The sequence below is a fragment of the Promicromonospora vindobonensis genome, assembly GCF_042685865.1.
GTDB classification, from domain to species: Bacteria; Actinomycetota; Actinomycetes; order Actinomycetales; family Cellulomonadaceae; genus Promicromonospora; species Promicromonospora vindobonensis.
Genome location: NZ_JBHUOG010000002.1, coordinates 233,879 through 260,050 on the forward strand (window position 1 = coordinate 233,879; position 26,172 = coordinate 260,050).

At 71.0% G+C, this 26,172-nt stretch carries 26 protein-coding genes; 15 read left to right on the forward strand and 11 right to left on the reverse strand.

Annotated features, from left to right (window positions below; genetic code table 11):
* Positions 1-9 precede the first annotated feature (9 nt).
* The 7 genes from ACFS27_RS14305 to ACFS27_RS14335 all read right to left on the reverse strand — a co-directional run bounded on the left by ACFS27_RS14305 (position 10) and on the right by ACFS27_RS14335 (position 4,776).
* Entirely contained in the window at positions 10-1,239 is a 1,230-nt protein-coding gene (locus ACFS27_RS14305; protein WP_377184103.1) for a hypothetical protein, read from the reverse strand.
* A 75-nt stretch (positions 1,240-1,314) separates the two neighbouring features.
* Positions 1,315-1,896 carry a hypothetical protein gene (locus ACFS27_RS14310; protein WP_377184105.1) on the reverse strand — a complete coding sequence of 194 codons (582 nt, stop codon included), beginning with the start codon at positions 1,894-1,896 and terminating at the stop codon, positions 1,315-1,317.
* Positions 1,897-1,898: 2 nt separating this feature from the next.
* Positions 1,899-2,168 (reverse strand): hypothetical protein, encoded by a 270-nt coding sequence (locus tag ACFS27_RS14315; protein ID WP_377184107.1) that lies wholly within the window; start codon positions 2,166-2,168, stop codon positions 1,899-1,901.
* Positions 2,165-2,341 carry a hypothetical protein gene (locus ACFS27_RS14320; protein WP_377184109.1) on the reverse strand — a complete coding sequence of 59 codons (177 nt, stop codon included), beginning with the start codon at positions 2,339-2,341 and terminating at the stop codon, positions 2,165-2,167. The genes ACFS27_RS14315 and ACFS27_RS14320 overlap by 4 nt, the downstream gene beginning before the upstream one ends.
* 64 nt (positions 2,342-2,405) lie before the next feature.
* Positions 2,406-2,744 (reverse strand): hypothetical protein, encoded by a 339-nt coding sequence (locus ACFS27_RS14325; RefSeq protein WP_377184111.1) that lies wholly within the window; start codon positions 2,742-2,744, stop codon positions 2,406-2,408.
* Complete coding sequence (locus ACFS27_RS14330) at positions 2,741-4,429, reverse strand: polymorphic toxin-type HINT domain-containing protein (RefSeq protein ID WP_377184113.1); 1,689 nt, start codon at positions 4,427-4,429, stop codon at positions 2,741-2,743. The genes ACFS27_RS14325 and ACFS27_RS14330 overlap by 4 nt, the downstream gene beginning before the upstream one ends.
* A gap of 56 nt (positions 4,430-4,485) precedes the next feature.
* Entirely contained in the window at positions 4,486-4,776 is a 291-nt protein-coding gene (locus ACFS27_RS14335; protein ID WP_377184115.1) for a hypothetical protein, read from the reverse strand.
* Between the two features lie 263 nt (positions 4,777-5,039).
* Between ACFS27_RS14335 and aspS the strand changes: the two genes are divergently transcribed.
* From aspS to ACFS27_RS14360, 5 genes are all read left to right on the forward strand, one after another.
* Positions 5,040-6,830 (forward strand): aspartate--tRNA ligase, encoded by a 1,791-nt coding sequence (gene aspS / locus ACFS27_RS14340; RefSeq protein WP_377184117.1) that lies wholly within the window; start codon positions 5,040-5,042, stop codon positions 6,828-6,830.
* Between the two features lie 117 nt (positions 6,831-6,947).
* Positions 6,948-7,568, forward strand: coding sequence for a GNAT family N-acetyltransferase (locus ACFS27_RS14345; protein WP_377184119.1), 621 nt, complete (start codon positions 6,948-6,950; stop codon positions 7,566-7,568).
* 98 nt (positions 7,569-7,666) lie between these two features.
* Complete coding sequence (locus ACFS27_RS14350) at positions 7,667-8,227, forward strand: DUF4190 domain-containing protein (protein WP_377184121.1); 561 nt, start codon at positions 7,667-7,669, stop codon at positions 8,225-8,227.
* Positions 8,228-8,356: 129 nt separating this feature from the next.
* Positions 8,357-8,890 (forward strand): DUF4190 domain-containing protein, encoded by a 534-nt coding sequence (locus tag ACFS27_RS14355; RefSeq protein ID WP_377184123.1) that lies wholly within the window; start codon positions 8,357-8,359, stop codon positions 8,888-8,890.
* A 131-nt stretch (positions 8,891-9,021) separates the two neighbouring features.
* Positions 9,022-9,561: a DUF4190 domain-containing protein gene (locus ACFS27_RS14360; RefSeq protein WP_377184125.1), complete on the forward strand. Its 540-nt coding sequence runs from the start codon at positions 9,022-9,024 to the stop codon at positions 9,559-9,561.
* 31 nt (positions 9,562-9,592) lie between these two features.
* Here the strand turns inward: ACFS27_RS14360 and ACFS27_RS14365 are convergent, their stop codons facing one another.
* Positions 9,593-10,999 carry an FAD-dependent monooxygenase gene (locus tag ACFS27_RS14365; RefSeq protein WP_377184127.1) on the reverse strand — a complete coding sequence of 469 codons (1,407 nt, stop codon included), beginning with the start codon at positions 10,997-10,999 and terminating at the stop codon, positions 9,593-9,595.
* Between the two features lie 106 nt (positions 11,000-11,105).
* Between ACFS27_RS14365 and ACFS27_RS14370 the strand changes: the two genes are divergently transcribed.
* Complete coding sequence (locus ACFS27_RS14370; RefSeq protein WP_377184129.1) at positions 11,106-11,678, forward strand: TetR/AcrR family transcriptional regulator; 573 nt, start codon at positions 11,106-11,108, stop codon at positions 11,676-11,678.
* A 24-nt stretch (positions 11,679-11,702) separates the two neighbouring features.
* Here ACFS27_RS14370 and ACFS27_RS14375 read toward each other — a convergent pair whose 3' ends face one another.
* Together ACFS27_RS14375 and ACFS27_RS14380 are read right to left on the reverse strand one after the other, a co-directional pair.
* Positions 11,703-13,034 carry a sensor histidine kinase gene (locus tag ACFS27_RS14375; RefSeq protein ID WP_377184131.1) on the reverse strand — a complete coding sequence of 444 codons (1,332 nt, stop codon included), beginning with the start codon at positions 13,032-13,034 and terminating at the stop codon, positions 11,703-11,705.
* Positions 13,034-13,717 carry a response regulator transcription factor gene (locus ACFS27_RS14380; RefSeq protein ID WP_377184133.1) on the reverse strand — a complete coding sequence of 228 codons (684 nt, stop codon included), beginning with the start codon at positions 13,715-13,717 and terminating at the stop codon, positions 13,034-13,036. Before ACFS27_RS14380 ends, ACFS27_RS14375 begins: the two co-directional genes overlap by 1 nt.
* 164 nt (positions 13,718-13,881) lie before the next feature.
* Here ACFS27_RS14380 and ACFS27_RS14385 point away from each other — a divergent pair, with 164 nt between their 5' ends.
* From ACFS27_RS14385 to ACFS27_RS14415, 7 genes are all read left to right on the forward strand, one after another.
* Positions 13,882-14,970 (forward strand): LolA family protein, encoded by a 1,089-nt coding sequence (locus ACFS27_RS14385; protein WP_377184135.1) that lies wholly within the window; start codon positions 13,882-13,884, stop codon positions 14,968-14,970.
* On the forward strand, positions 14,967-15,983 hold the full coding sequence (locus ACFS27_RS14390) for an ABC transporter ATP-binding protein (RefSeq protein ID WP_377184137.1): 1,017 nt from the start codon (positions 14,967-14,969) through the stop codon (positions 15,981-15,983). Before ACFS27_RS14385 ends, ACFS27_RS14390 begins: the two co-directional genes overlap by 4 nt.
* On the forward strand, positions 15,980-16,942 hold the full coding sequence (locus tag ACFS27_RS14395) for an ABC transporter permease subunit (protein WP_377184139.1): 963 nt from the start codon (positions 15,980-15,982) through the stop codon (positions 16,940-16,942). The genes ACFS27_RS14390 and ACFS27_RS14395 overlap by 4 nt, the downstream gene beginning before the upstream one ends.
* 119 nt (positions 16,943-17,061) lie before the next feature.
* Positions 17,062-17,577 carry a DoxX family protein gene (locus tag ACFS27_RS14400; protein ID WP_377184141.1) on the forward strand — a complete coding sequence of 172 codons (516 nt, stop codon included), beginning with the start codon at positions 17,062-17,064 and terminating at the stop codon, positions 17,575-17,577.
* A gap of 242 nt (positions 17,578-17,819) precedes the next feature.
* Positions 17,820-19,493 (forward strand): ABC-F family ATP-binding cassette domain-containing protein, encoded by a 1,674-nt coding sequence (locus ACFS27_RS14405; RefSeq protein ID WP_377184143.1) that lies wholly within the window; start codon positions 17,820-17,822, stop codon positions 19,491-19,493.
* 81 nt (positions 19,494-19,574) lie between these two features.
* Entirely contained in the window at positions 19,575-20,600 is a 1,026-nt protein-coding gene (locus tag ACFS27_RS14410) for a chitinase (protein ID WP_377184145.1), read from the forward strand.
* Positions 20,601-20,749: 149 nt separating this feature from the next.
* Entirely contained in the window at positions 20,750-22,129 is a 1,380-nt protein-coding gene (locus tag ACFS27_RS14415; RefSeq protein ID WP_377184147.1) for a ricin-type beta-trefoil lectin domain protein, read from the forward strand.
* A gap of 81 nt (positions 22,130-22,210) precedes the next feature.
* On the opposite strand, the gene ACFS27_RS14420 is transcribed toward ACFS27_RS14415, so the two are convergent.
* The gene (locus tag ACFS27_RS14420) at positions 22,211-22,624 is read right to left on the reverse strand and encodes a DUF6314 family protein (RefSeq protein ID WP_377184149.1); all 414 of its coding nucleotides are present in this window, start codon (positions 22,622-22,624) and stop codon (positions 22,211-22,213) included.
* A 54-nt stretch (positions 22,625-22,678) separates the two neighbouring features.
* Between ACFS27_RS14420 and ACFS27_RS14425 the strand changes: the two genes are divergently transcribed.
* Both ACFS27_RS14425 and ACFS27_RS14430 read left to right on the forward strand, forming a co-directional pair.
* Positions 22,679-24,790: a M3 family metallopeptidase gene (locus ACFS27_RS14425; protein WP_377184151.1), complete on the forward strand. Its 2,112-nt coding sequence runs from the start codon at positions 22,679-22,681 to the stop codon at positions 24,788-24,790.
* A gap of 42 nt (positions 24,791-24,832) precedes the next feature.
* Positions 24,833-26,170, forward strand: a complete 1,338-nt coding sequence (locus ACFS27_RS14430) for a M20/M25/M40 family metallo-hydrolase (protein WP_377184153.1) — start codon at positions 24,833-24,835, stop codon at positions 26,168-26,170.
* Positions 26,171-26,172 lie beyond the last annotated feature (2 nt).

Below are 26,172 nucleotides of genomic sequence, written 5' to 3' on the forward strand. Positions count from 1 at the left end.
CCGGCCGGGTCAGACGCCGGACGGACTCGGCGTGGCTGGCGCGGGCGTGGCAGGGCCGGTCTCCGGTGCAGCGTCCTCGGGAGTGTTGTCGCTGGGCTGGCCGAGGATCCACTCGGTGGAGAACAGGATCTTGTCGGTCAGCCGCAGCATCTCCTCGCGGATCCCGACGTGCGGGGTGGAGAACGCCAGCCGGGCGACCGACTGCTTGCCCGGTGCCTCGGCCCAGTAGTCGATCAGGAGCAGCGGGACGTCCTCGCCGCCGACCTCCTCGGAGCCGTGCGTGAGCCGGATGTGGCGCAGGAACGGGCCCGACAGGGTCTCGGTGCGCGTCAGCGCGTCGTCGGGCCCCGGGTTGGCGCCGAGCCGGTCCTGGATGCGCTGGAGGTGGCTCGCGCTCCCCGCCTCGGGGCCCAGGTCGTGCCAGTACAGGGTCACGTTCAGCGCGAGCGTGGCCTCCTGGCCGGGCAGGAGCAGGTACGCCATGGCCTTGCCGCCTGCGGCCTCGGCCTTGTCGGCCACCTCGATCATCTTCTGGCGCAGGTCGCGCCGCAGGGGAGCGGAACGGTCGCCCAGCTTCGCCGTCTGCTGCTTGACGATCTCGCGGATCTGGCGTTCGCGCTGCTCGGGCTCGTCGAGCTCGATGATGGCCCAGTGGTCGGGCAGGTTCATCTCGATGCCGATACCGCGGAACCCGCCGGGCTCGTCGACGGTGCCCAGGGCGTGGAGGGCCTCGCCGCTGATCCCGGCGCCGGTCTCGTCGAACAGGCCGGTGGGGTCGTCGGCGGGCGGCTGCGGGTCGAGGAGAGCCAGGGTCTCGGCAACCCCGAACGTCATCGGGCTGGGACCGGCGGAATCGATGACCACCTGATCGAGCGCGTCGCCGTGCCGCGTGATGAAGGGAGCCAGCGACTCGCGCCGGCGCAGGCTGAAGGCCCGGTCCGGTGCGTCCCTCAGGAACTCGCCCAGCGTCTGCGTCGTGGAGAACAGGTGCAGCCGGTAGGGCTTGGCTGATCCTTCGGGAGCCGGGAACGCCTGCACCTGCGGCGTGCCGTCACCGCGGTCGAGGACCGGCACGACGACGGCGTCGTCCCGCAGCGCCTCGCCGACGGCGGCGCGGTCACCCGCCGCGAGGGCCAGGGCGAGCGCTGGCGAGCCGACGTCGGACTGGGGGTCGACGGCGGGCCGCGACCTCTCGTCGTCGGGCCCGAGCGGTCCGGCCTGGGACGATGCGTCGCTCATTGGTGAGTGTCTCCTTCGTTCTGGTCCTGACGGGGACCGTTCTTGGACGGGTGCGGGATCACGGGAGGGCTCCAGTCAGCCTCCAAAAGTAGCCAGATCTGCCGTCGGCCTGCCCATCGACCAAGCGCCGCGATCCACGGCGGGACCTTCGAGGGCCTCGCACCGCACCACCAGTCGATCGGGAGCGGGCGGAGTGGTGCTCGGATCCGCGATGAACGCCTCCCAATCGAAGTCTTCTGTGCTGCCGCGCTTGTCGATCACGATTCCGATGACCTCGTCGGATGACTCACTCACGAGCCGGTCCGCACCGGCAATTGCTGATTCGACCTGGTCGGTCTCAAGTCCGTCCAGGGAGCAGGTCACGGCATAGGACGCAGTATCTGACGAGGCTCCAGGGAGGTTGCGCTGGATCGTGACGACCATGTCCTCCGCCATGGAGTACCACATCTGGAAAGTCAGCGATGGGGAGTCGTTGTCCTCCAGCAACGGCATGAAGGCTTCGCTGGAGACGATCTGCTGTGTTCCCTCGAGATCAAGAACGCTGACTTTTCCCTCGCCGATCGGATAGGCCAGTGCGGCGCCTGTGCCAGCCAGGTGGTCGATGACGCGTCCCGTGGGTTCCCCACGAAGGAACCAGATCATGAATCCGTCAGACATTCTCACTCCTTGGGAAAACTGTGCACGTAGCTGTCACCGAACCACTTCTTGGCCTGGTCGATAGCGCTCGATGGCGTTCCGTCCTCCAGGTAGTACAACGCATCGACTCCGTCACGATCAGCGGCCGCCTTGCTGATCTGCAACTTCGACCGTGCCGAGGACGTGCAGGGCCTCGCTGCTGATCCCGGCGCCCGTCTCGTCGAACCGGTCGGGTCGTCGGCGGGGGGCTGCGGGTCGAGGAGCGCCAGCGTCTCGGTGACCCCGAGGATCATGGGATGGGGCCCAGCGGCGTCGACGACGACCTGTTGGAGCGCGTCACCGTGCTGCGTGCTGCCAAGAACTCGCCCAGGGTCTGCGTCGTGGAGAACAGACAGAGCTGGTGGGACTTGGCCGGTTCCTCCGGAGCGGGGAAGACCTGGATCTGGGGTGTGCCGTCCCCGCTCATACCTGTGGGTCTCCTTCGTTCCGGTCCTGACGGGGACCGTTCCGGGATAGGCGTGGTGCAAATATCACGAGGAGGCTTCTTCTGAACGTGCGATGAACGTCCAGGCCACTGTGTCGTGAGGGGTGATGGTAGGTGTGTCGTGCACCTCTTGTGCGATGGTGACGGAGACGTGCTCCCCCAGCAGCATGGAGAGTTCTTGGGCGATTTCCTCAAGGTCCGCCGTGTCCGCATCGCCGATCTCCCGCAGTTGGCACGTGAGGGTCACGGTGAGACCGTCGACGGCGACCCCGAATGCCAGAGCGCCCTGCGGGATGAGTCCGAGGGATGCCTGGGTCGTCTGAGCGATGATGTAGTTCTCCCACACGGGGGCGTTGCCCAGATCTTCTGGTGTCGGCAGTGTCATGGGGTCCATCCTGGGGTTGTAGGAACGACGCTTGGGCTCGCGCTGCCCTTGATGAAAAATGTGTTGGTCGGCTGGTTCGGGAAACCAGCTCTCGGGTTGTGGTTGAACGCCGTGATGTTCGGCGACTCCACGGCGATGAACGCATCCGGTCCGGGGTTCTTGAGCCCGATCACCGCGGCCGTTCCGTTATGGAATTCGTCGAGAACCTTTTGCGCATCCCCCACGTTCTCGGCCTTGAAATATCCACCATGGCGGTAGATCGGGCTGTCCTCGACGTGTCTGTCCTGCTTCTGCCTGCTGATCCGGGTATTGATCTTCGCCCGGTCGATGACTTCCCCGCTCCTCGCCGTGACCAAATCCGGCGGCTTGGGCGCGTGCGCGTTGTGGACGAGGACGGGTGTGTCGCCGGCGTGGACGTAGTAGTTGAGGTTGTTCTCGACGTGGAAGTTGTAGACGTTCTCGATGTCCGCGAGGTCGCGTTGCTCGACCTCGACGGCCTCCAGGACGGTGGTGCCGTCCGGGGTGATCAGCACGTCGCCGGGATGCAGGTTGCCGGCCATCTGCCAGCCCTTGTCCTGGACCATGAACGGGTGCTCCGCGGTCGTGGAGAGCACGGACCCGTTGATGGTCAGGTGGTGCAGGACCACGGTCTGGTGGACGAAGGTCTCGGCGACCAGCTGCAGCTCGTCCAGACCGGTGGTGAGGTTGCGGGTCCAGACCTTGTCCCCGACCGTGATGTCCTCGATCGGCTTGGTGCCGTCCGCGGTCAGCACGGGCGTGCCGGCCACGAAGCAGGCCCCGAACCCCAGCTTGCAGTTCTTGCCCGACCGCACGCCCTGCTTGACCGCCGTCTTGCTGATCCCCTTCGCCAGCCCGGTCGCAGCCTTCGCCGCAGCACCCAGACCGATCAACGACAACGCAGCGCCCGCGATCGCCAGCCCGGCTTCGGCCCAGGAGCGTTCACCCGTCGCGGCAAGCGTGATGTTCGCGACCGCACTGACTATGGCCGCGACCGCGGCAATGACTATGAGTACCCCTGCCAGGGCGGTGCCGACCACGGGGATGAACGCGACGATGATCGCGAGGATCCCGGCGATGGTGGAGATCATGTCGGCGATGTCCGCGATCGCGGCGACGAGCTTGGAACCCCAGTTGTCCCACCACCCGTCGTTCAGGTCGTCGGAGGAGGTGATCTCCTCGATCCGGTCGATCGCATGCTCCGCCGCCCGGTCCCGGTCCGAGACCGCGGACTCCACCGTCGACTTCGCCGAGGAGATGATCCCGGCAGCCTGGTCCGCGTCGCCGCCGGCCTGCTCGGCCTTCTGCTCGTACTCCCGCTTCTCGGTCTCGTCCTTCGCACTGTCGGCCAGGTCCTGCCACCGGTCCTTCGACCCCGACGCCGCCTGCACCTGATCCTGCGCATCCCGCGCCTTGTCCAACGCAGCCAGCGTCTCCGACTGGACCCGCTCCAGGGACGACGCGTACCCGACCAGGGCCTCACCCGCGGCGACGTACCGGCCGTGCGCCTTACGGACCTCGCCGATGGTGTCTTCCTTCGTCGCCATCAACGCGTCCACCGCCTGGGAGATGGTCCCGTCCACGTCCAACCGGGACATCGAGGAGGCGGCACTGTCGATCGACTCAGCGACCTCCAGATACTCCTGCCCACCCGAGAGGACCAGCACCGGATCACCCGGAGTGGGATCAGCATCCAACCCCACCGGCGACCAATCAGACGGCCTCATGCGCCCTCGCCCTGAAGCCCCTTGGTGAGATCTCCATCGACCTGCGTGAACGCGTCAGCCACCTGCGTGGACGACTCGGCCAGCATCTTCAGGTTCTCGGTCATCTTCTCCCGGGTGTCATCCCACTTGTGTGCGAAGTCCCGCACCACGCCCGCCAAGCCCTCGTGCCCTACGGCGCCGGCGATCCGGTCGCTGTTCGCATTCGCGTTCTCGAACTCGTTCGCCACTGTCGTCAGACTCGAACCCAGCTCCCGCACTGCATCCAGATCCACTTTCAGATCAGCCATCGACCCGTCCTCTCCGTCCGTCCACGGCCCGCACAGGCCACCGTCCGACACCACTGCTGATCAGCGAGGATACTGGGCGCGTCGCACGCAGACCATGGATATAAGTACCCATGGGCCGTTGGCGGGAGCCTGTCTGCGGGGCTCGTCAACCGTCGTCACGCACTAGACTCGGCGGCGCGCCTCGAGGCGCTCACACGTCGTCGTCCCGCCCGCCAGGGCGCCCGGCGACGGGACCTCCATCTTCCGTACGAAAGGAACGCTCAGTGCTCCGCACCCACACGGCCGGCTCACTACGGGCCGAGCACATCGGCCAGACCGTCACCCTCACGGGCTGGGTCGATCGCCGCCGTGACCACGGGGGAGTGGCGTTCATCGACCTGCGTGACGCGTCGGGCATCTCCCAGGTCGTCATCCGCGACGAGGAGATCGCCCACCCGCTGCGCGCCGAGTTCGTGCTGCAGGTCACCGGCGAGGTCGGCCGCCGCCCTGAGGGCAACGCCAACCCCAACCTCGCCACCGGCGAGATCGAGGTCGTCGCGACCGAGGTCATCACACTCAACGAGTCGGCCCCGCTGCCGTTCCAGGTGTCCACCGCCCTGGCGGACACCGAGGTGATCGGCGAGGAGGCTCGCCTCAAGCACCGCTACCTGGACCTGCGCCGTCCGGTCCCCGCCGCCACGCTGCGCCTGCGCTCCAAGGCGAACCAGGCCGCGCGCCGGGTGCTGGACGAGCAGGACTTCGTCGAGATCGAGACGCCGACGCTCACCCGGTCCACCCCTGAGGGCGCCCGCGACTTCCTGGTCCCGGCCCGCCTCGCGCCTGGTTCCTGGTACGCCCTGCCGCAGTCGCCGCAGCTGTTCAAGCAGCTCCTCATGGTCAGCGGTATGGAGCGGTACTACCAGATCGCCCGGTGCTACCGCGACGAGGACTTCCGCGCGGACCGCCAGCCGGAGTTCACGCAGCTCGACGTCGAGATGAGCTTCGTGGAGCAGGACGACGTCATCGCCCTGGGCGAGAAGATCCTCCAGGCGCTGTGGGCCCTGATCGACGTCGAGATCCCGACCCCGATCCAGCGCATGACATTCCACGAGGCCATGCGACTGTACGGCTCGGACAAGCCCGACCTGCGCTTCGGCAACCCGATCGTCGAGCTCACCGACTTCTTCACGGACACGCCGTTCCGCGTCTTCCAGGCGGAGTACGTGGGAGCGGTCGTCATGCAGGGCGGCGCCTCGCAGCCCCGCCGCCAGTTCGACGCGTGGCAGGAGTGGGCCAAGCAGCGCGGCGCGCGCGGCCTCGCGTACGTGACGTTCTCGGAGGAGGGCGAGCTCGGCGGCCCGGTCGCCAAGAACCTGTCCGACGACGAGCGCGCGAACCTCGCGAAGGTCACCGGCGCCGAGCCGGGCGACGCGGTGTTCTTCGCCGCGGGCAAGACCACCGACTCCCGCGCGCTGCTCGGCGCCGCGCGCGTCGAGATCGCGCACCGGACCGGCCAGATTGACGAGGACGCCTGGGCGTTCGTCTGGATCGTGGACGCGCCCCTGTTCAAGCCGGCCGGCGAGGACGACGACGTCGACCTCGGCTCGTCCGCCTGGACCGCCGTGCACCACGCGTTCACGTCGCCGACCCCGGAGTGGATCGACACCTTTGAGCAGGCGCCGGGCGACGCGCTGGCGTACGCGTACGACATCGTCTGCAACGGCAACGAGATCGGTGGCGGCTCCATCCGTATCCACCGCCGTGACGTGCAGGAGCGCGTCTTCGAGGTGATGGGCATCGGCCAGGAGGAAGCGCAGGAGAAGTTCGGCTTCCTGCTCGACGCCTTCGCCTTCGGCGCCCCGCCGCACGGCGGCATCGCGTTCGGCTGGGACCGGATCGTGGCCCTGCTGACGAAGTCGGCCTCGATCCGCGACGTGATCGCCTTCCCGAAGTCGGGCGGCGGGTTCGACCCGCTGACGGCGGCACCGGCCCCGATCACGCCCGAGCAGCGCAAGGAGGCCGGCGTCGACTTCCAGCCGGAGGCCGCTGCGCCCGTGGCGGCCACCACGGCGTGACCCGGCTGGGCCGGCACGGGCTCGACCACGTCTTCCACGCCGTCCGGACCGACTTCCTCGACGTCGTCCGGTCGTGGACCGACAGCACGGGGCCCGACGGGCGAGCGGCCCGGGCACGTGTACGCGGCGGTGGGCGAGCCGGGGCGCGTCGCGGCACTGCTCGGCACGGTGACGCCGGACGACACGGTGCGCGGCGCGACGGTGACCCGCGGTACCGGGGCCCTGGCCGGAGAGACCTTCTCCGGCTGGGGCCTCCGGCCCGCCACCACCTGGGACCGGATGGCCACCGAGACCGCACCGAAGGTGCCCGACGTCGGCGAGGCCGCCGTGGCGCTGCTCGACCTGGACCGCGACGCCGACGAGATCGCGGGCCTGCTTGCCGTGGCCAACCCGAGCACGCGACAGGGTGCCAGCGGTCCCCACGCCTGCCGGGCCCGCTGGTACGGGGTCAGGGTTCCGTCGGAGCCCCGCGGGCGCAGGGGAGGGGCACTCGTCGCTGTCGGCTCGGCGACGCCCGTCCCGGGCGACGCGGTCCACCTGCGTTCGGTCGGGACGCACCCGGCGTTCCGCGGCCGTGGGTACGCCGGGGCCCTGACGGCGCGCATGACGGCGGACGGCGTCGCCGAGCACGGGCTGGTGACGCTCGGGCTGTACGACGACAACGTCGCCGCGCGCCGCGTCTACGAGCGGCTCGGCTTCGTGCTGGCGCACGAGGTGGAGACGTGGCACCGCGTCTGACGCGCGTGTTTGCCAGGCGTACCTGCGGCAACACTGGTTAAGTGGAGGCGGGGCGCCGGTCCCGGCGCCTGAACCTCAGACCTTTGAGAGGCAGCCTCATGACCGAGAACGATGGCGGCACACCGCGCGACCCGCAGCGAGACCCGGAGACGCCGCCTACGCAGTCGGTGCCGGAGTCGTCGTTCGGCGCGGAGCAGCCGTCGAGTGCCTCGCCGGACCCGGCGAACGCGCCCTACGGACAGCCAGGGGCAGATACGCCCTACGGGCAGCCAGGGACAGATACGCCCTACGGGCAGCCGGGCGCCCCCGCGGCGTACGGGCAGCCCGGGGCTCCCGCCGCTCAGCAGTACGGCTACGCGCCGTCGCCGCCCAAGAACGACCTGGCCGTCTGGTCGCTGGTCACGGGCATCCTCAGCTACGTGTTCTGCCCGCTGCTGCTCGGCATCGCGGCGATCATCACGGGCACCATGAGCCGTAGGGCCGCCGACGAGGGCCTGGCGAACAACCGCGGGATGGGGACCGCCGGCCTGATCCTCGGCTGGATCAACGTGGCGCTCGTGGTGCTCGCCATCGTGTTCTTCCTGATCGCCATCGCGGCGGGACTGTTCGCCGGCGGCGTGGGGAGCTTCGAGTACATGCGGGACATGGGCGGCTACTGATCCGCCGACCTGCGTCGACGGTGGGTAGGCCTCCCCATGTGATTGACGTGCCGCACACCGTGTCCGACCTGTAGGTTTGGCATTTCCGCGCCGGTCAGCCCGGCACAACGCAAGCAGAAAGGCAGCACGATGACCCAGCCCGACGGCGGCCAGTCGCCGTACGACCCGCCGCAGCAGCCGCAGCAGCCCGAGCAGGGCCAGCCCGCGCAGCAGCCGGGAGCAGCTCCGGGCGAGCCGTCGCCGTACCAGCAGGACCCGTACCAGCAGGCGCCGTACCAGCAGGCGCCGTACCAGCAGGCGCCGCAGGCCCCCGCCTATGCGCAGGGCGGCCAGCCGTACGCCTACGGTGGCGCACCGATGCCGAAGAACAGCCTCGGCGTGTGGTCGCTCGTGCTGGGCATCCTGGCGGTGCTGGGCTGTGGCCTGATCACGGGTATCGCCGCGATCATCACGGGGCACAAGAGCCGGAAGGCTCAGCAGGAGGGTCTTGCCGACAACGGCGGCATGGGCCTCGCGGGCATCATCACCGGCTGGGTCGGCATCGCGTGGACCACGATCTACGTCATCATCATGATCTTCTTCGTGGGCATGGCCATCAACGACCCGTCGTTCCAGGACAGCTTCGAGCAGGAGCTCGAGAGCGGCTACTCCGAGAACTACTGAGTCCTCCCGCGGTGACCGGTCAGCCCGGCGCGCCCGTGGCCGGATGTCCTCGTCCTGCCCGGCACGTGGCGGGCTGACCTGTAGGTTTATGCCCTGCGCCGCCCGGCGCGCCGAGCATGGAAGGCAGCGCGATGACCCAGCCCGACGGGTGGCAGTCCCCGTACGACCCGCCGCAGCAGAGCACCTCGGGGACGGCGCCCGGCCCGACCCCCACGCCGGGCGACGCCGCAGCGCCGAGCCCCTATCAGCAGCCGTACCAGCAGCCCTCCGTACAGCAGCCGTACCAGTCAGGTCCGTACCAGCCAGGTCCGTACCAGCCAGGTCCGTACCAGCCCCAGCCGGGGTACGGAGCGCCCTACGGCTATCCGGTCTCTCCCGAGAAGAACGCGCTCGGCGTGTGGTCCCTCGTGCTGGGCATCGTCAGCGTCGTCATGCTGTTCAGCTGCCTCGTCGGTTTCCTCGCGGCCATCCCTGCCGTCATCACCGGACACCTGAGCCGCAAGGCGCAGAGGGAGGGCCTCGCGGACAACGCCGGCCTGGCGCTCGGCGGCATCATCACGGGCTGGGTGACGATCGGCCTCACCCTTCTGGCCATCGTCGGGATCGCGCTGCTGTTCAGCATCCCGGATTTCCGTGAGGGCTTCTTCAGCGAGTCCAGCTCGACCTACTGATGTTCGGGGCGGGGCGGGGCGGGGCGGGGCATCAGGCGTCAGCGACGGCGGCGGCGACGTAGCCGTCCGGGCGGACCAGCAGAGTGGTCGCGCCGCCGTCGGCCCGGCGGGTCAGGATCCGCTCGGCGGGGTCCACCTCGCCGAACGCGGTGGGCAGGTCCGGCGCTGACGCACCTGCAGGAGCCACCAGGACGAACCGGCCCGCCCGCAGCGCCTCGGCGAGGCGTGCGCCGCCTGCCAAGGGCAGGTCGCGCGCCCGGGTCCCGACCAGTGGGTGCGCCCCGCGCGGCCGCGGGTAGGCGATACCCAGCGCGGAGATGAAGCCCGCCGCCCGCCGGCGGATCGGGGCGGCGCGCGAGACGATCCCGACACCGACGGTGCCCGCGATCGTGGCGAACGGCCCCCGGCGGGTCGCCGCCCGCAGGATGCCGCCGCTGGCGCGCAGGACCTGCCGGCCGACGGGATGCCGCTCGGCCTCGTAGCTGTCGAGCAGCTCGGCACCGGCGGCGTCGGGCAGCCGCAGCGCAGCGGCGAGCTTCCAGCCGAGGTTTGCCGCGTCCTGCATACCCGTGTTCATGCCGAGGCCGCCCGCCGGGCTGTGCACGTGCGCGGCGTCGCTGGCCAGGAGGACCCGGCCCGAGCGGTAGGTGGGAGCCTGGCGCTCGTCGGCGTGGAAGCGGGACAAGAAGCGCGGCTCGGTCATGCCGAAGTCGTCCCGCAGGGTGGCACGCGCGATGGAGCGCACCTCGTCGAGGTCGACGGGCTCGTCCTCGCTCACGTCGCGATCGCCGTGCCAGCCGATGAACCGGTACCAGCCGTCGCCGAACGGGGCGATGAAGCCGAGCGAGTCGTTCGCCGCCGCGACGGTCAGGGTGTCGGCGGGCTCGCGGGCCAGCCGGACGTCGGCCAGGACCATAGACCGGATGACGGCGCGGCCGGGGAACGGGATGCCCACCGCGTCCCGGACCGTCGAGCGGGCGCCGTCGGTGCCGACCAGGTACGTGGCTCGCAGGCGCGAGCCGCCGGCGGTCGCGACGGTGACCCCGGCCTCGTCCTGGGTCAGGGACGTCACCTCGGTGTCGTAGCGAAAGACGACGCCCGCCTGCTCCGCGCGGCGACGCAGCAGCCGCTCCACCTCGTACTGGGGCGTGACGAGGACGTAGGCGAACCGGGAGGGCAGGTCCGAGAGGTCGATCGTGAGGCGCTGGAAGAGCTGGACGCTCCGCACCGGACGCCCTCTCACGACCAGCTCGTCCGCGAGACCGCGCGCGTCGAGCACCTCGAGACTGCGGGCGTGGACGGCGAACGCGCGTGTGAGGTTGCTCAGCTCGGCCGGACGCTTCTCGAGCACGGTGACGCCGGTCCCCGCCGTGGCGAGGTCTCCGGCGAGCAGCAGGCCGGTAGGCCCTGCCCCGACGACCATGACGTCCGTGTCCATGATGCCCTCCTCCGATGCTTGGTCAACGGTTGTTTGCCAACGCTTGTTGACCACCGTAGCGAGACTCGCGCGCCGAGTCAACGGCCGTTGGCATACAGTTGTTGGCATGACAGGCCCCGACAGCCCGCGCCGCCGCTCCGACGTCACCCGGAGCGCGATCCTCGAGGCGGCGAGGGAACGCTTCGCGTCGGACGGGTACGAGCGTGCGACGGTGCGCGCTATCGCGCACGCCGCCGACATCGACCCCTCCATGGTCATGCGCTACTACGGCTCGAAGGAAGGCCTGTTCGCCGCGGTGATCGATGTCGAGCTCGACTTCCCGGATCTCAGCGAGCTCGACCCGGACCGGTTGGGCGTGGTTCTGGTCACGCACTTCCTCGAGCTGTGGGAGCGCGACACGGTGCTGCGTACCCTGCTCCGGGTGGGGGTGACGAACGAGTCCGGCGCGGACCGCCTGCGCCAGGTGTTCACGTCACAGCTCGTGCCCGCCGCACGGGCGTTCGTCGACGACCCGGCCGACGCCGAACGACGTGCCGCGCTCGTGGCCTCGCAGGTGCTCGGCATGGCGCTGGTCCGGTACGTGCTGAAGTTCGGCCCGGCCGCTGACCTGTCGAGGGAGGACGTGATCAGCTGGCTCGCGCCCACCGTGCAGCGGTACATCACGGCGCCGGCGCCGTGACCGGATGCCGCTGAGGGCTCCTGCTCAGCCCGCTCGTGGCCACACCACGGTGAAGCGGGCGCCGCCGTCGGGCGACTCGCCGACGGCGACCCGGCCGCCGCGGCGGCGGACGAGCTCGGCGACCAGGGCCAGCCCGAGCCCCGCGCCGCCGGAGGAGCGCGCACGGTCGTCCGAGACCCGGTAGAAGCGGTCGAAGACCTTTGCCCGGTGTTCCGGCTGGACGCCCGGGCCGTCGTCGTCGACCAGCACGCGGACGCTGGTCCGGCCGGCGAGCACCGACACCACCACCCGGGTGCGGGTGTACCGGCACGCGTTGCGCAGCAGGTTGTCGAGGACCACCTCGACCTCGGTGTACGCGGCCGCCGCCCACGCCTGGCCGGCCATCGCGTTGACCACGACCGGCACCGGTTGCTCCCCGGCGCGTGCCACGGCCGCACGGACCTCGCCGACCAGGTCGACGGTGTCCGACGGCGGCAGCTCACCGGCGTCCGAACGCGCCAGGGCAAGCAGCCCGTCGAGCAGCGCGGACAACCGCTCGGCGTCCGCGAGGACGTCGGCGTGCACCTCGTGCGAGAGCTCCGGATCGGGGTTGGCGACAGCGACCTCCGACTGCACCCGGATGGATGCCACAGGCGACCGTAGCTCGTGCGCCGCGTCACCGGTGAACCGCCGCAGTCGTTCCGTGGTGGCCTCGGTCCGGTCCAGCAGCACGTTGAAGTCATCGGCCAGGGCACGCAGCTCGCCGGCCGCCGCGTCGGGCACCTCCACGCGCGCGCCGGGTGCGAGACGCCGGACGGACTGCCGCATCCGGGCGACCGGGCGCAGCGCCGACCCGACGGCGAACCAGATCGCGACCCCGGCCACCACGCCCCCCACGAGCGCGGTGACCAGCAGCCACCGGCTCCCCGACGCCTCGGCGGCGCTCTGGCCCACGAGGCCGGCCCCGACGACCACGAGCCGCTGGCTCCCGTCGGGAGCCGTCACGACGGCGCCGTGCCACCGGACCGGCCCCCGGCCGTCGGTGGTGGTCGGGACGCCGGCCTTCAGCGTGCGGACCTCGTCTCGCGTCAGGCTCGGCGACAGGCCGTCGTCGACCGCGTCGCCGGCGGTGTCCAGGACGCGCACCTCCAGGCCGTCGGGCGGGACGGGGTCGCGTCCGGCCACGACGGCGCGGGTCGCGCCGCTCAGCTCTGCCTGGAGCTCGTCGTCCGTGGCGTCCGTGAGCAGCGGCCCGAGACCCCGGCCGGCGACCGTCGCCAGCCCTACCAGGCACGCCAGCGTCACCGCCGTGGCGAGGGCCGTGACCCGCAGGCGCAACGACAGGCCCGCCCACGGCCCGCCCGGCGACGCACGCACTAGAGCGGGTCCCCGAGCTGGTATCCCTGCCCCCGCACGGTCCGGACGAGGCCGTCCGCGCCGGCGGCGGACAGCTTGCGGCGCAGGTAGCCGATGTACACCTCCACGACGTTCCGGGTCGCGGCCCACTCGTCGCCCCAGACCTCGTTCAGCAGCTCCTGCTTCGTCCGCACCGTCCCCGCGCGCGTCGCCAGCACCTCCAGCAGCGCGTACTCGCGAGGACTCAGGACCACGTCGGTGTCGTCGTACCGCGCGGTGCGTGCCTCCCGGTCGACCGTGAGCGCCCCGACCCGGATCCGGTCCCGCGTGGTTCCCGAGGCGGCGCGGCGCAGGGTGGCGCGCAGCTGCGCGAGCAGCACCACGAAGGAGAACGGTTTGACGACGTAGCCGTCGGCGCCGAGGTCAAGGCCGTCGGCCTGATCCACCTCGCCGTCCTTCGCCGACACGAGCAGCACAGGGGTCGCGATCCCGTCGGACCGCAGCTGCTCCAGCACGCGGTACCCCGACAGCCCGGGGATCATGATGTCCAGCAGGATCGCGTCGAACGACCCGGTGCGCGCCAGTCGCAGCGCCGTCGGCCCGTCGGCGGCGACCGTGACGTCCATGCCCTCGGCGCGCAGGCCGCGGTCCAGCGCCTTGCGCACACCCGGCTCGTCGTCGACCACCAGTATCTGCGGCCTCATGCCTGCCAGCATGCCGTATGCGCGGCCCTTCCCGGAGCATATTCGGACGCCGCCGGCCCACGATCTCGGCGGGCCAGCAGAACCTGAGGGAGGTCTCAGCGGGCAGGGCGCATCGTTGAGGGTGTCGGATGCAGCACACTGGTCGGAGAGCGAAGGAGCTGGACATGGGGCCGAGGACGAAGGCACTGGTCGCCGCGGGGTCAGGCATCACGGTAGGGATCGCGGGCCTGGCGCTGAGCATGCTGCCCGCCGGCGCGGACGACGATCCGGTGCTGCCGGCGATCGGCGCGGAGGAGCTGGTCACCTCGGCTCTCGCGGCTCGGGCGCCGGCGTTCTCGGGCGTGGCCGAGATGCAGAACGAGCTCGGGCTGCCTGTCGTGCCCGGCACCGAGGCGCTCGACTTCGACGCGGTCCGGGTGTTCCACGACGGCGAGGAGAGCGCCCGAGTCCAGGTCGAGCGGGAGGTGTCCGAGCTGACGTTCGTCAAGAGCACCGACGAGGCGTGGGCCTACGACTCGCGCGAGAACTCGGCGAAGCGCTTCACCTGGGACGAGGCGGATGCCGCGGCGGCGAGGGGGCACGCAGAGGCCGAGCTGGCCGACCCGTCCGAGGCGGCGGCCGAGATCATCGAGCGTCTGCGTCCGACGAGCGACATCGCCGTCGACGGCACGGCACGGGTCGCCGGCCGCGCCGCGTACGAGCTCGTGCTCACGCCCAAGCCGTCGGAGAAGACCCTGCTGCGGGAGATCACGATCGCCGTCGACGAGGAGACGCGGGTCCCGCTGCGGTTCGATCTGTTCGCCAACGGCAGGTCCGAGCCGGTCCTGTCGCTCGGCTTCGTCGAGTTCGAGGTCGGGGCGCAGGACGCGGAGCTGTTCGAGTTCACGCCGCCCGAAGGTGCGCAGGTCGAGACGACGGAGGCTGATGACGCCGCCGGCTCCGCCCACGACGCCAAGGGCCGTGACGACGTCGAGCAGTACGCGTCGACGGTCGGCGACGGCTGGGACACGGTGGTGGTCGGCGAGGCTCCCGACGACGTGCCGGCCGAGGCGGCGGTCGAGGACGGGCAGGATCTCGAGGGGATCCTCGCGCAGGTCGGGCAGCCCGTGACCGGCGAGTTCGGTACCGGGACGCACGTCCAGGTCGCCGTCGGCGGCGCGGTGATCACCGACGACGGCCGCATCGCGGCGGGCGCGGTGCCGCGGCAGGTGCTCGTCGACGCCCTCGACACCGACGGCGCGGTCCAGCAGTGACCACTGCGCGCACCGCCGAAGCGGCGGTACCGGAGGCCAGGAACGGCTCCGGTACCGCCGTTGCGGCGCGCACGCGGGGGCTGCGCAAGGTGTATCGCGGCACGGTGGCCGTGGACGGGGTGGACCTCGAGGTCCCGGAGGGCGCCGTGGTCGGGATGCTGGGGCCCAACGGCTCCGGCAAGACGACGACCATCAGGATGCTGCTCGGCCTCGTCGAGCCGACCGAAGGGGAGATCGAGCTCCTCGGCGTGCCGATGCCGAGGTCGGCGGACCGGGTGCTCCCGCATGTCGGGGCGCTGGTGGAGGGACCGGGGTTCCATCCGTTCCTGTCCGGCCGGGAGAACCTGCAGCGCCTCGCCGCCGCCGAGCCGCTGCTGTCCGGCAGGGAGCTGGACGGCGCCGTGTCCGTGGCGCTGGAGCGGGTGGGCCTCGCGCACGCGGCCAGGCGGAAGTACCGCGCGTACTCGCTCGGCATGAAGCAGCGGCTGGGGCTCGCCTCGGCGCTGCTGGTCCCGCGCAGGCTCGTCGTGCTGGACGAGCCGACGAACGGTCTCGACCCGGCAGGCACGCAGGAGGTCCGCCGGATCATCGGCGAGCTGCACGCCCACGGTGTGACCGTGCTCGTGTCGTCCCACCTCCTGGCGGAGGTCGAGGCGACCTGCACCCACGTGGTCGTGCTCAACCAGGGCGTCGTCGTGGCGCAGGGTGCGCTGGACGACCTGCTGGAGTCCGGCAGCCCCACGCTGTTGGTGTCCACGCCCGACGCCGCATCGGCGGTGGACGCCCTGCGCGACCACCGGATCCCCGCGCGGCTCGCGCCGGACGGCGTCCGCGTGGACATCACGACGACGGCGCCTGCGGCGGTGATCGAGACACTGGTCCGTGCCGGTGCGCGGGTGGACGAGGCCCGGCGGGAACGCGCCGGGCTGGAGGACGCGTTCGCGCGGCTGACGCACGACGTCGGCGAGCTCGTCGGCGACCTCGACCCCGACGAGCCGGAGGCGGTGCGATGACCACCCAGGGTCCGATCGCTGCCCGAGGCACCGCTGCCGTGCCCGACGTCGGTGCCGGTGCCGCCGCCGGCGACGGCGCCGCCCGGTCCGGGGCGCTGCCCGCCCGGCGGCGTGCCCCGATCGGGCGCCTCCTGCGGGCAGAGGTGCGGTGGATCTTCCGGCGGCCGAGGACGCTGGCCGTGCTGGGTCTGCTGGTTCTGCTCCCCGTGATCACCGGAGTGGCCGTTGACCTGACGATGGACGGCGCCGCCGCCCCGGTCGACGCCGGTCCGGACGGACCGCCAGGGGCCGGGGGACCACCGATCTTCGTGACGATGGCCACCAGCGCGTTCGTGCTGCCGCTGGGGTCGCTCATGACGCTCCTGATGCTCATGCTGCCGCTGACGGTGGCGATGGCGGCCGGTGATGCGCTGGCGGGTGAGCAGTCCCACGGCGCGTTGCGCGGCTGGCTGCTGGCCCCCGTGAGCCGCGGTCGGCTGCTGCTGGTCAAGACGATGGGCGTGCTCGTCGTCGCCCTGGTCGCAGCCGGGCTGGTCGTCGCGTCGGGCCTGGTGACGGGGTTCGTCCTCGCGGGGACGGACGGCCTGGTGTCGATGTCAGGGACGGAGCTGTCGGTGGGCGCCGTGCTGTGGCGGCTGGCCGTCGCCGTCGCCTGGGCGACGTTCTACCTGATGGCCGTCGGCGCCGTGGCACTGGCGATCTCTGCCTCGACGGAGCACCCGATGCTGGTCGTGGTCGGTGTGCTCGGCGGGCTGATCGTCTCCGTCGTCCTGCTGCAGATCTCGGCGCTGGACTGGCTGCACCCCTACCTGCTGCCGTCGTCGCTGACCAGCCTGGTCGACCTGATCCGGGACCCGGTGTCGTTCGACGGCCTGGTCGAGGGGGCGTTCCGGGCGGTGTGCTACCTCGTGATCGGGCTGTCGGTGGCCTACGCCCGCATCACGACCAGGGACGGCTGAGCGGCCCCGCGCGGGGAGGTGGCGCCGCCTAATCGTTTAGGGCCGTGTGCTGCGCCGACGCCACGTCCTACGTTCGACGTGACCGCGCCGCTGACGTCGCACGAAACGGAGACCACGACATGACCATCGATGCTCCAGGCCCCACCGAGGTAGTCAGACCCGTAGCTGCACGGTCCGCGGAACCACCTCCGGCCGAGCGGGCGAGGAGACCCGCCGCCGTCGCAAGCCCTCGCGGGGCACCCGCGTGGCGGGCGCTCGCCGAGCGGGCGGCTCCCGTGCTCGGCTGGGTCGTCACCCTTGCGGTCGCCGTGAACCTCGGCCAGGGCGCGTACGGCCAGCTCACCGAGTCCGAGCGGTCCGTCGGCATGTTCGAGGCGATCGGCTATCCGGCGTCCGCCGTCCTCCTGATCGGCGTGCTGCAGGCCGTCGCGGTGGTGCTCTACGTGGTGCCGTGGACGGCGTTCCTGGGCGGCCTCCTCCTGACCGCCTACCTGGGTGGCGCGGTGGCGGCCCACATCCGGCTGGAGGACACGGTGACGCACGTGCTCACGCCGGTCCTCTACGCCGTAGCGCTCTGGGCCGCGCTGTTCCTGCGCAGCGAGCGGATCCGCTGGGCGGTCCTGACCGGGCGCTGACCCCGCAGGGGCGCGGCGCGGTGCACGGCGAAGGGGCCGTGAATCACGTTGCGCCCCCGCGTGGGGCCATGTCAGGCTTTGTCTGCTCCTGCGGGTGGGCCGCGTGTGTGAGGGAGCTACTCGAAGGACTGTGATGACAGACATCTCCCGGTACGAGACCACCTCGCGCTGACGTCTGCCCTGCCGCACCACCGTGTGCGGCACCCCGGCGTCGGCACCAGCCACCACCCGGGAGTCCTTCCATGTTGTCCAACCCTTCCGTCGTGCTGCACGACGTCACCTTCGCCTGGCCCGACGGCGCCGTCGCGCTCGATCACGTGTCCGGGGCCTTCGGCCGCGGGCGCACCGGCCTGACCGGCCTCAACGGGGCCGGCAAGTCCACGCTGCTGCGGCTGGTCGCCGGCCTGCTCACGCCTACGTCGGGCCGGGTCGCCCTGAGCGGCACCGCCGACTACCTGCCGCAGCGGATCACGCTCGACGTGGAGGCAACGGTCGCCGACCTCCTCGGCATCACGCCCGTCGTGCGCGCGCTGCGCGCCATCGAGTCGGGAGACGTCGACGTCGCGCACTTCGACGTCGTCGGCGACGACTGGGACGTCGAGGAGCGGGCAGTCGCCCTGCTCTCGGCCACCGGGCTGCCCACAGGGCTCGACCGCGCGGTCGCGACGCTGTCGGGCGGCGAGGCAGTGCTCACCGCGATCACCGGGGTGCGGCTGCGCCAGGCGACCGGGGGCGGCGCCGTCGCGCTGCTCGACGAGCCGACGAACAACCTCGACGGATCCGCTCGCGAGCGCCTCTACGAGCTGGTGCGGGGCTGGCGGGGCGCGCTCGTGGTCGTGTCGCACGACCTGGCCCTGCTGGAGCTGATGGACGAGACGGCCGAGCTGCGCGCGGGGTCCCTGACGACGTTCGGCGGGCCGTACTCGGCGTACCGGGAGTGGCTCGAGGTGCAGCAGGAGGCGGCCGCGCAGGCGCTGCGTTCGGCGGAGCAGACGCTGCGCAAGGAGAAGCGGCAGCGGATCGAGGCAGAGGAACGGATCGCGCACAGCGAGCGCAAAGGTCGTAAGGACGCCGCGAACAGCAAGTTCGTCAAGGCGGTGATCAACGAGCGGCGCAACAGCGCGGAGAAGTCGGCGGGTTCGCGCCGAGGGATGCTGGACGACAAGGTCGACGCCGCCCGGGTCGCGGTCGACCTGGCGGAGCGGGCGGTGCGTGACGACGACCGGATCTCGGTGGACCTGCCCGACCCAGGGGTGCCCGCGGGTCGGCGGCTGGCTGTGCTGCGTGGTGCCGACGGCCGGGAGATCGTGGTCCAGGGCCCGGAGCGCATCGCGCTGACCGGACCGAACGGCGTGGGCAAGACGACGTTGCTGGAGCGTCTGCTGTCCACCACCCGCCCCGCCTCGTTGGGTGCGGGGTATGTGCGGGGCGACACCGATGCCACTCGGCACATACCCAGCACCCAACGAGGCGGAGCGGGGGGTGAGGTGGTGACCGAGCGCGTCGCCTATCTGCCGCAGCGGGTGGATGTGCTGTCCGACGACTCGTCGGTGCTGGACGCCGTGCGGGAGGGCGCGCCGCACGTGGCACCGGGGGAGCTGCGCAACCGGCTGGCCCGGTTCCTGGTGCGGGGTGCGGCGGTGGACCGGCCGGTCGCCACGCTCTCGGGCGGCGAGCGGTTCCGGGTCGCGTTGGCGCGGCTGCTCCTGGCGGACCCGCCGGCCCAGCTCCTCATGCTGGACGAGCCGACGAACAACCTGGACATCGCCAGCACCGACCAGCTGGTGGACGCGCTGTCGGCGTACCGGGGAGCGCTGCTGGTGGTGAGCCACGACGGGGCGTTCCTGGATCGGCTGGGTCTGGACGCCGAGGTCCGTCTCGACGCGGCGGGGAACCTGACGGAGGTGCGGCGCTAGCGGGTACGGGATAACCCTGATGCGCCAAATTTCACCCGGGTTGTACGGTCTCTTTACTTACTCGACCGACATCTTCGGGAGATGACGATGAAGACACACCCGAGGCGCCTCGGCGTTCTCAGTGCGCTGACCGCGGCGCTCCTCGCGGCCGGCGGCGTGGTCGGCACCAGCGTGCTCACCTCGGCCAGCGCCGCGGAGGTCAGCGGCCCGCGTGTCGCACCACAGGCGCAGGCCGAGAAGATGCCGGGCGCGCCATACCTGTACCTCGGCTGGGGCGACCCGCAGGACGCCACCTCGGTGATGAGCGAGACCGGTGTCTCCGCCTTCACGATGGCGTTCATGCTCTCGTCGGGTGGCTGTACCCCGGCCTGGGACGGGCAGCGCCCGCTGACCGGCGGTGTCGATGAGCAGACGATCGACGCGATCAACGGCGCAGGCGGTCAGGTCCAGATCTCGTTCGGCGGCTGGTCGGGCAACAAGCTCGGCCCGAACTGCTCCAGCCCGGAGGAGTTCGCCGGCGCCGTGCAGCAGGTGATCGACGCGCACGGTCCGGACGTCGTCGACTTCGACATCGAGAACACCGACGAGCTCGAGGACTATGCGGTCCAGGACCGGATCCTGCGCGGGATCGCGATCGTCAAGGAGAACAACCCCGGCGTGCAGACGGTCGTGACGATCCCGACCTCGGTCAGCGGCCCGGCCGGTGCGGGCACGCGCCTGATCGACCGCGCCGCCGAGCTCGGCACGCCGATCGACAACTACACGATCATGACGTTCGACTTCGGCGGCTCCGACATGGTCGCCGACTCGATCAGCGCCGCCGAGGGTCTGAAGGACCAGCTCAAGGCCGCGAACGGCTGGTCGGACGCCGAGGCGTACGCCCACTCCGGCATCTCCGGCATGAACGGGATCTCCGACGTCGGCGAGACCACGACGCCGGAGCAGTGGACCGAGATCCGGGACTGGGCCAGCAGCAACGGTCTGACACGGTTCGCGTACTGGGCGGTCAACCGCGACCGCCCGTGCCCGGGCGGGGGTGTGGTGGCGAACTGCAGCGGTATTGCGCAGGACGACCTCGCCTTCACCCGGATCACGGCGGGGTTCTGACCGGCCCGCGCTGACCCCGCACCAGTGGCTCGGCCCACCACGACGGTGGGCCGAGGCACTGGCGTGTACGGGTAAACCCCAGTATCGGTGGGCTGAGGCAGGTAATAAGGTCTCCTTACTTAATGGCGTGAACGTCAAGGAGGACGACCATGCAAGCACGTCGACGACGCCGTGTACTCGGTGCCCTCACAGCTCTGACCACTGCTCTACTGACCGTGCTCGCCCTGGGGGCCGGCGCGGCGCCGGCTCAGGCGGCCACGGGAGCGATCTCCGGAATCGGCGGTAAGTGCGTCGACGTCGCAGGTGGGAACAGCGCCGACGGCACCCAGGTCCAGCTGTACACGTGCAACGGCACGGCCGCACAGAGCTGGGACGTCCGCTCCGACGGGACGATCCGGGCGCTCGGCAAGTGTCTCGACGTGGCGTGGGGCGATTCGGCCAACGGCACCACGGTGCAGATCGTGGCCTGCAACGGCAACGTGGCGCAGCAATGGACGCACCGGGCGGACGGCACCCTGCGGGCGCTGGGCAAGTGCCTCGACGTGTCCGGCTGGAACACGGCCGACCGCACCCCGCTCATCATCTGGGACTGCCACGCAGGCGCCAACCAGGTGTGGGACCTGCCTGGGGGTGACGGCGGCGGCAACCCAGGTACGGGCCGTATGGCCGGAGCCCCTTACCTGTACCTCGGCTGGGGCAACCCGCAGAACCCCGTCGATGTCATGAACCAGACCGGCGTCCGCGGGTTCACCATGGCGTTCATGCTGTCCTCGGGCGGGTGCAACCCCGCGTGGGACGGCCAGCGTCCGCTGACCGGCGGCGTCGACCAGCAGACCATCAACGCCATCAAGACAGCGGGTGGTCAGGTGCAGATCTCGTTCGGCGGCTGGTCCGGCACCAAGCTGGGCCCGAACTGCGCGACGCCCGAGGCGTACGCGGGAGCCGTGCAGCGGGTGATCGACGCGCACCACCCCGACGTCGTCGACTTCGACATCGAGAACTCCGACGAGTTCGAGAACGAGGCCGTCCAGGACCGGATCCTGCGCGGTCTGGCCATCGTCAAGCGGAACAACCCTGGCACCAAGGTCGTCGTCACGTTCGGCACCGGGCTGAACGGCCCCGACTGGTGGGGCACACGCCTGATCAACCGTGCCGCAGAGCTGGGGACACCGATCGACAACTACACGATCATGCCGTTCAACTTCGGCTCGACGAACATCGTGCAGTCGACGATCAACGCCTCGGAAGGGCTGAAGAGCCAGCTCAAGGCGGCGCACGGCTGGACGGACGCCCAGGCGTACGCGCACATGGGGATCTCCGGCATGAACGGGGTCTCCGACCAGGGCGAGGTCACCACGCCCGCCTCCTGGACGCAGATCCGCGACTACGCGAGGAACAACGGGCTCACGCGCCTGGCGTTCTGGTCGGTCAACCGGGACCGGGGCTGCGCGGGCGGGGGCCTGTCGGCGAGCTGCAGCGGCATCGCGCAACAGAACCTCGAGTTCACGCGCATCACCGCAGGCTTCTGACCCAACCCCCTGTTAGTGGGCGTGATCGTTGTGGCTGTCCGCCGGTTCCCGGCGCAACGATCACGCCCACGACGAAGGAGGTCAGGGGGAGTAGGTGGTGTGCATCGTGTAGTCCTTCTCCGGACCTGTGACGCGCCAGTGCAGCTCCCACGACCGGGCGGGGCCCTCCGGAACGGCGACGCCCCCCTGGTAAAGGTCGCGCCCGCACAGGTGCTCGACCGCGCCGACCGTCCACGGGTGGAAGTCGCGGCCGTCCTCGAACGTCACGCGCCAGCGCCGTTCGTCGTCGGCCGGGCACCGGACCAGGAACAGCGTGCGCGACACGGGGGTGGTCCCGGAGGCCCAGTCCAGGGTGCCGTGCTCCGCCCAGCGGATCCGGCCGTCGCCCTCCCGGGTGAACCGGGCCGTCCCGTGCGCGGTGTACTCCGCGCCGTCGTGGTGGTCGTGGATCTCCCGTCGGAAGTCCCAGGTGCCGACGAGCCGGAGCGGATCCACCGCTCGACCATAGCCCGCGCGGGGTCGTGCGCCGCCATGAGCCAGGATGTCCCCATGACGTCGATCCATGAGACCACCGTGTCGTCGGAGCTGGACCCGGCCAACCCCTTCGCCGCCCCGTCGACCCTCCCGTACGAGCTGCCGGACTTCTCCGCCATCCGCGAGGAGCACTACGAGCCGGCCGTCGTCGCGGGCATGGCCGCGCACCGCGCAGAGGTCGAGGCGATCGCGACCAACCCGGAACCGGCAACCGTCGAGAACACGCTGGAGGCGCTGGAGCGCGGGGGACTGCTGCTGGACCGGGCGTCGCGAGCGTTCCACAACAAGCTCTCCGCGGACTCGACCGCGGGCCTTGAGGACATCCAGGAGCGACTCGCGCCACAGCTCGCAGCGCACCAGGACGCGGTACTGATGGACGCGCGCCTCCACGGGCGCGTCACCTCCCTCTCCGACGCCGCTGCGGCAGGCACTCTCGCGCTGGAGCCGGACACTGCCTACCTGCTCGAGAAGCTCATGACGCAGTTCAAGCGGTCCGGCATCGCGTTGTCCGAGCCCGACCAGGACCGGCTCCGCGCCCTCAACTCACGGATCACGTCCCTGCAGGCGAGCTTCGGCCGCAAGCTGCTGGCCGGCGCCAACGAGGCGAGCGTGCTCGTGACCTCCGAGGCGGAGCTCGCCGGCCTCTCCGAAGACGCCAAGGCCGGCGCCCGGGCGGCAGCCGAGGCCCGCGGCAAGGAGGGCTGGCTCCTGGAGATGCAGCTCTTCACGCACCAGAGCGTGCTCGCGTCGCTGGCGGACGCCGGGCTCCGCGCGCGGATCCACGAGGCGTCGAGGACCCGCGGCGCCACCGGCGGTGACAACGACACCCGCGAGGTGCTCCTCGAGCTCGCCCGGCTGCGGGCCGAGCACGCCCAGCTCCTCGGCTACGAGCACCACGCCGCGTACATCGCGGCCGATGCGACAGCCGGCACCACCGCCGCCGTCAACGAGATGCTCGCCCGGCTCGCGCCCGCCGCCGTCGCCAACGCGAAGCGCGAGGCGCGCGAGCTCGCCACGGTGAGCGGGGCCTCCGGGGCCGACACCCCGGGCACCGTGGCCGCCGCCGACTGGTCCTACCTCAGCGAGGCGGTGCGCAAGGAGCGGTTCAACCTCGACGACGCCGCCCTGCGTCCCTACCTCGAGCTCGAGCGCGTGGTGCACGACGGCGTGTTCAAGGCGGCGGGCCTCCTGTTCGGGCTCTCCTTCACCGAGCGCACGGACCTCCGGGGCTACCACCCGGACGTGCGGATCTTCGAGGTGTTCGACGCGCCGGAGCCGGGGGAGCCGAACACCGGCCTCGGTCTGTTCCTCGCCGACTGGTACACCCGCGAGTCCAAGCGCGGCGGAGCCTGGATGAACAGCCTCGTGAGCCAGAACCACCTGCTGGACCAGAAGCCCGTGGTGGTGAACAACCTCAACATCGTCAAGCCGCCGGCCGGCGAGCCGACGCTGCTCGTGTGGGACGAGGTCACCACGCTGTTCCACGAGTTCGGGCACGCGCTGCACGGCCTGCTCAGCGATGTGCGCTACCTGTCCCGGTCGGGCACGTCGGTACCGCGCGACTTCGTCGAGTACCCGTCGCAGGTCAACGAGATGTGGTCGTGGGAACCGGAGATCCTGCGGTCGTTCGCGGTGCACCACGCCACCGGCGAGCCCATGCCCGACGAGTGGGTCGACACCATGCTCGCGTCCCGCATCTGGGGCGAAGGCTTCGCGACGACGGAGTATCTCGCCGCGGCCCTGCTCGACCAGGCGTGGCACCAGCTCGCGCCGTCGGACGTGCCGACATCGGTCGAGGAGGTGCTGCCCTTCGAGGCGGCGGCGCTCGCGGCCGCCGGCGTCGACTTCGGGTCGGTCCCGCCGCGGTACCGCACCACCTACTTCAACCACGTCTTCGGCGGCGGCTACTCGGCCGGGTACTACTCCTACATCTGGTCGGAGGTGCTCGACGCGGACACGGTCGAGTGGTACGCCGAGAACGGTGGCCTGACGCGCGCGAACGGCGAGGCGTTCCGGCGCAACCTGCTCGCTCGCGGTGGGTCGCAGGACCCGCTGGTCTCCTTCGAGGACCTGCGCGGCCGGGCGCCGGAGATCACACCGCTGCTGAAGCGCCGTGGGTTGGTCTGACACGTGCCCGACATCGAGCACGGGCCGGTTACGGTAGCCCTCGTGACTGAGACTGTTCCGACTCCCACGCCCGTGCCCACCGCCGCCGACGAGGTCATCCGGATCTGCCAGGAGCTGATCCGCATCGACACGTCGAACTACGGGAACAACGAGGGCCCGGGTGAGCGGGCCGCAGCCGAGTACGTCATGGAGCTGCTGCACGAGGTCGGGCTGGAGCCCGAGCTGTTCGAGTCCCTCCCGGGGCGGGCGTCCGTCGTCGTGCGGCTGGAGGGGGAGGACCGCACCCGGCCCGCCCTCGTCCTGCACGGACACCTCGACGTCGTGCCGGCGGCCAAGGACGACTGGACCGTCGACCCGTTCGGCGGGGAGGAGACCGACGGTCTGCTGTGGGGTCGCGGCGCCGTCGACATGAAGGACATGGACGCCATGATCCTTGCCGTCGTGCGGCAGATGGTGCGCGAGGGCCGCAAGCCGGCGCGTGACGTCGTGGTCGCGTTCTTCGCCGACGAGGAAGCAGGCGGCGTGCACGGCGCCCGGTGGGCGGTCGACCACCGGCCCGAGCTGTTCGAGGGCGCCACCGAGGCGATCTCCGAGGTGGGCGGCTACTCGGTCGAGCTGGGTGGCAAGCGCGCCTATCTGCTGCAGACGGCGGAGAAGGGGCTGGCCTGGCTGCGCCTGGTCGCGGACGGCCGGGCGGGGCACGGCTCCCAGGTCAACGAGGAGAATGCCGTGACGGAGCTGGCCGCTGCGGTCGCGCGGATCGGTCAGCACGCCTGGCCGTACACGATCACGCCGACCGTCGACGCGCTGCTGCGCGGCGTCGGCGACCTCACCGGCCTCCCGGTGGACTACTCCGACCCCGCGACCATCGACGAGCTGATCGCGGCGCTCGGCCCTGTCGCGAAGTTCGTGGGCGCCACGGTGCGCAACACCTCCAACCCGACCCAGCTCCAGGCCGGCTACAAGGCGAACGTGATCCCTGGTCGCGCCGAGGCGACGCTGGACGTGCGCCTCCTGCCGGGGCACGAGGAGACCGGCATGGCGACGCTGCGCGAGCTCGCAGGGCCCACCGTGCGCATCGAGACGATCCACCAGGACACGGCGCTCGAGGTGCCGTTCAGCGGCTCCCTGGTCGACGCCATGGTCGCGGCGATCGACGCGGAGGACCCCGGGGCGAAGGTGCTGCCCTACACGCTGTCGGGCGGCACCGACAACAAGTCGCTGCACCGGCTCGGGATCACCGGCTACGGCTTCGCGCCGCTGCAGCTCACGGGCGACCTCGACTTCGCAGGCATGTTCCACGGCGTCGACGAGCGCGTGCCGACGGAAGCGCTGAGGTTCGGGACACGCGTGCTGGACCGCCTGCTGGCGACCTGCTGAGC